4 protein-coding genes are annotated in these 4,112 nt (G+C 62.8%); all 4 read left to right on the forward strand.

What is annotated here, in order from left to right; translation table 11 throughout:
* Nucleotides 1-134: 134 nt before the first annotated feature.
* The gene (locus AB0B25_RS31940) at nucleotides 135-836 is read left to right on the forward strand and encodes a transposase (protein ID WP_357187520.1); all 702 of its coding nucleotides are present in this window, start codon (nucleotides 135-137) and stop codon (nucleotides 834-836) included.
* A complete protein-coding gene (locus AB0B25_RS31945; RefSeq protein WP_357187523.1) occupies nucleotides 833-1,012 on the forward strand; it encodes a hypothetical protein in 180 nt (59 codons plus the stop codon). The genes AB0B25_RS31940 and AB0B25_RS31945 overlap by 4 nt, the downstream gene beginning before the upstream one ends.
* Before the next feature lie 198 nt (nucleotides 1,013-1,210).
* On the forward strand, nucleotides 1,211-2,791 hold the full coding sequence (locus tag AB0B25_RS31950; RefSeq protein ID WP_357187526.1) for a hypothetical protein: 1,581 nt from the start codon (nucleotides 1,211-1,213) through the stop codon (nucleotides 2,789-2,791).
* 223 nt (nucleotides 2,792-3,014) lie between these two features.
* Entirely contained in the window at nucleotides 3,015-3,974 is a 960-nt protein-coding gene (locus tag AB0B25_RS31955; protein WP_357187529.1) for a terpene synthase family protein, read from the forward strand.
* Nucleotides 3,975-4,112 lie beyond the last annotated feature (138 nt).

Here is a 4,112-nt window from a genome sequence, read left to right on the forward strand (position 1 = left end):
AACTGCGGTGAGTACATCATCGGCACGAGCGGAGATCCTTCCATCGAACGGATTGGAATCTCACAACTCAGCGGACAGAACCCCGAGACAGCCCAAAGCGGTCCCAAACCCGTGGCGATTCAACCGACGACCTGGTGAAGGCTGCGCCCGATATGGCCGCATGGCGTCCCGCGGTCGGATTCGCGCCGCGGTTGACCGACGCCGAACTTGTCACCTTGGCGGCAATGCAGGCGCTACTCGGATTCACCTCCGAGGCCCGCTGGCTCCGGCACGCCCGCAAGCACCTGGGGCACCTGTTTCGCTACCTGCCTCGACAGTCCGGATACAACAGACGGCTGCGCGATGCGGCTGGCCTGATCAAGCACGTGATCCGAGCGTTGGCGATCGACACCACGTTGTGGACCGACGATGTGTGGGTCATCGACTCAACTCCGGTCGAATGCGGACGATCAAAAGAAACCGTCCGCCGCCCCGACCTGTCTGGACGGGCCGAGTACGGGTACTGCGCCTCACATTCGCGCTACTTCTGGGGCTTGCGGCTGCACCTGGTCGCCACCCTCGGCGGACTGTCGATCGGGTTCGCGTTGGCCGGTGCGAAAGCCGATGAACGCGAATCCCTGATCGGCATCTTCGAAGCCGACCCGCATCTGGTCGTCGACCGGCCGACCCAGACCTTGATCGCCGACAAGAACTACTTCGGCACTGACTTCGAAACCCGCATCGCCGAGGCCGGACTGCGCCTGCTACGGCCTGCCCGCAAGGGTGAACCCCAGCAGCCCGGCGCGCACCTGTTCAAACGCTGCGCCAGACCGTCGAATCGATCAACCAAACCTTGAAAGGACAGCTCGACCTCGAACGACACAGCGAACGCACCATCGCCGAGGTCACAGTACGCGCCCTGCAACGCCTGCTCGCCCTCACCGCCGCAATCTGGCACAACAACAAGATCGGCTCACCCATCCACCGATCCCCGACCGCCTACGACCACCGACCCAACGAATCCTTCATCTAGCCGGCGCTACACAGAAACGAGGCGGCAGTTCGACGGTAGACCAGGATAGCCAGAGTTTTGGAATCAACGAATATATACAACGGGTTTATCGTGGAACGTCCGATAATTGTGGACGCTTCGGGAGCAACCGCGTTGCCAGCAAAATAGGCCACTGCTGTTCTCAAATCTGGCTACCGCTGCGTCCACCCAGGAGAGCCGATGGTCGATTCTAGCGTCGAGTTCTTTGCACCACAGGACCTCCTGCGGGCTCCGCTGAGTGGCGTGAACTCGGCGACGTATGACACCGCTCAAGTGCTGTTGCAGACACAGGTCCGTCCGGATCGGTTCGGTGACTCGCTCGCCGCAGACGCAACCGCCTTACTGCTGCGGACACGCAACGGCGACGGCAGCTGGGGTGCACAGCAATGGCCCGTCCGGTACCGCATGGTACCGACCCTGGCCGCCGTATCGGCCTTGGCTGGAACATCATTCACCGAGGCGGCCGCGACAGCTGTGCGCGACGGTGTGGGCTACCTGCGGCGGCACGCCACAGCAATGGCCCCACGGGCCCAGCCCGACCTGGTGGCATCCGAGTTCATCGTTCCGGCGTTGTGGGAGCATCTGGCCCACCTGATTTCCACCGAGCCGCGGAATACAGTCATCGGGAATTGGAGTCTTGGAGACCGTGATGCTCTCGGTCGGTTTGCCCGACACATATTGCAGGTCTGCGGCAGCGACCGTGCCCGGCTACACCGGCTGCGGGAAGCCCATGACATCGGTCGGGCTACTCCTCCGTATGTGGTGCATTCGCTCGAGTTGCTCGCAGACACCGCCGCTGAGGGGCCGTGGACGCATGCCGTACCCGTCGGGTGCTCGGCTGCGGCGACCGCGGCTGTCGCGGCACGCTCCCGGTTACCACGTCCCGACGCTGTGGATTTGTTGCAGCGTCAGGCCCGAGTGCTGGATGGCGGATTCCCGGTCATCATGCGCATGGAGGCATTCGAACTGCTGTGGGTGTGTGGTGTCCTCGTGCGTTCGGCGATTCCGATTCCCGAACCCGTGCGTCGGGAATGGATCAGCTGGATTCGAGGCGTACTCACACCCGACGGCGTATGCGCCGGACCCGGTGTTCCACCGGACGGAGATGACACCGCTGCAGCTCTCTACTTGCTGGGACGCTTGGAGAGGAGCGCAGTGTCGCCCGATCCGCTGCTGCGTTTCGTCATGAACGACGGGTGCGCTAGCACGCCGGGCGAACGTACCCGTTCCACCACCGCAACCGCGCATGCACTGGAAGCGCTGGGACTGTGGGTGAACCAGAACCCCGATGGTTGCCCGTTGTATCGGCGAGCACATGCCTCGCTCATGCAGTATCTGATCGAAACCCAGAATGACGAGGGCGCCTGGGACGATAAGTGGCATGCCTCACCATTCTATGCCACCGGCTGCGCGGTGCTGGCATTGCGCCGCTACGGCGGACAGCCGGGCTGTGAGGCGGTCCAACGCGCGGTGGACTGGGCACGGGAGTCTCAAAACACCGACGGTTCGTGGGGAATCTGGGCGGCGACTCTGGAAGAAACCGCGATGGCACTAGATATTCTCTCTGCTTGTCCGAATGCCGGCGAGGCCCGGCGACATGGGGCCGCATTCTTGAATGCTCATCACGACGCCCAGGCCGGTTCCTCCCTTCGACCTCCGCTGTGGCATGGAAAGGAACTCTATGATCCGCACCGCATCGTTAGAACGATCATCGACGCCGCCCGGGCAGCACACCGACCGCGACCGGGAGCCTCGCAGTGACTTTCTCTCGGCGCTGGCGTGTATGCGCTGGTAGACGCGATGGTGGACCTGCGCCGAGGACAGACATCCGACCTGGCGTTCGACCGGCGAGCGGGCATGGGCGAGCGCTGAAACCGATCGGCGCACACAGCTGGCGATCGAAGCGCTGCAACAGCCACATCCGGCACCTGAAGGCGCTGCCACCCTCCAGTTCCTCATCACCGATCACACTCAGGAATCACTGATGAGCGGCCATGAGACCCTGTTCGGCATTCCGATCCTCACGGATAGCCACCCCGAACTGGAGACCATCGATACCGAGGTCCTCGAATGGGCTGTCGCCCGTGGCTTGGTTAGCGGGGACACCCAGTTGCATCGGCTTCACCGCGCAGCGTTCGGCCGTTTGGCGGCCCGGACTCTACCCGGCGCACAGCACACCGATGTCGTTCTGCTGGCTAAATGGGCAGCCTGGCTCTTCCACCTCGACGACCTTCAAGACCACGGCCCGATCGGGCGCGACAGGGACCTGCTGGCGACCACCTACGCCGGCCTGCTCGCTGTCGTCGATCGACATATGCCGGCAACGTCGGCCTCCGATACCTCACCGGTCACCCTGGCACTGGCCGACCTGTGGAGCAGTACCTCGTTCCGCATGTCACCTGACTGGCACAGCCGATTCACCGCACACATGCGCGACCACCGCGACGGCTTCTTCCGCCAACTGCGTGACCGCTGCACCGACCGCGTCCCGACGCTCACCGAATATCCGGCGTACCGGCGAGCACTCAACGGTGCATTCATGCTCGACCTCTTCGAGCCGCTGCACCACACTGAGGTTCCCGAAACTCTCCAACAGTCATGGACCGCATTCTGCGACGCCACCAATGATGTGTCCGCTTGGTGCAACGACCTGCTGTCTCTGGACCGTGAAAACGCATCCGGCGACACCGCGAATTTCGTCACAGTCTGCCAACATGCCCTCGAACTCACCATCGATGAAGCCCGTATCGACGTTCAGCACCGTATCGGCGAGCGACACGCCGACCAGCAAACTGCCCGCCAGAGATTCGTCATCGGTATCGAAAGAACGCCGAACCTGGCGGACATAACCCGACACCGCCTCCAGCAGATCGCCGACACGCTTGATCGAGTGCCCGGAAGTCATCTCGCCTGGGCGCGAGAATCGGGACGATACCTTTCCTAGCCCCGCATAGCCATGGATTTCTGTAATCCGCGTCTACAATTCAGCTACTAGTGCCGCATCAGGCTACGTTTGCCCTGTTGACGATTTCGTGTAGCCGTTGGTCCTCGACGTGCTTGTTCCGCCAGATGATGTAGCGCC

This window comes from Nocardia sp. NPDC049190, assembly GCF_040648115.1.
In the GTDB taxonomy this organism is placed as follows: domain Bacteria; phylum Actinomycetota; class Actinomycetes; order Mycobacteriales; family Mycobacteriaceae; genus Nocardia.

Excerpts from the sequence above, each read along its gene's own strand:
- AB0B25_RS31955 (WP_357187529.1), top strand. The coding sequence starts at position 3,015 with ATGAGCGGCCATGAGACCCTGTTCGGCATTCCGATCCTCACGGATAGC.
- AB0B25_RS31950 (WP_357187526.1), top strand. The coding sequence starts at position 1,211 with ATGGTCGATTCTAGCGTCGAGTTCTTTGCACCACAGGACCTCCTGCGG.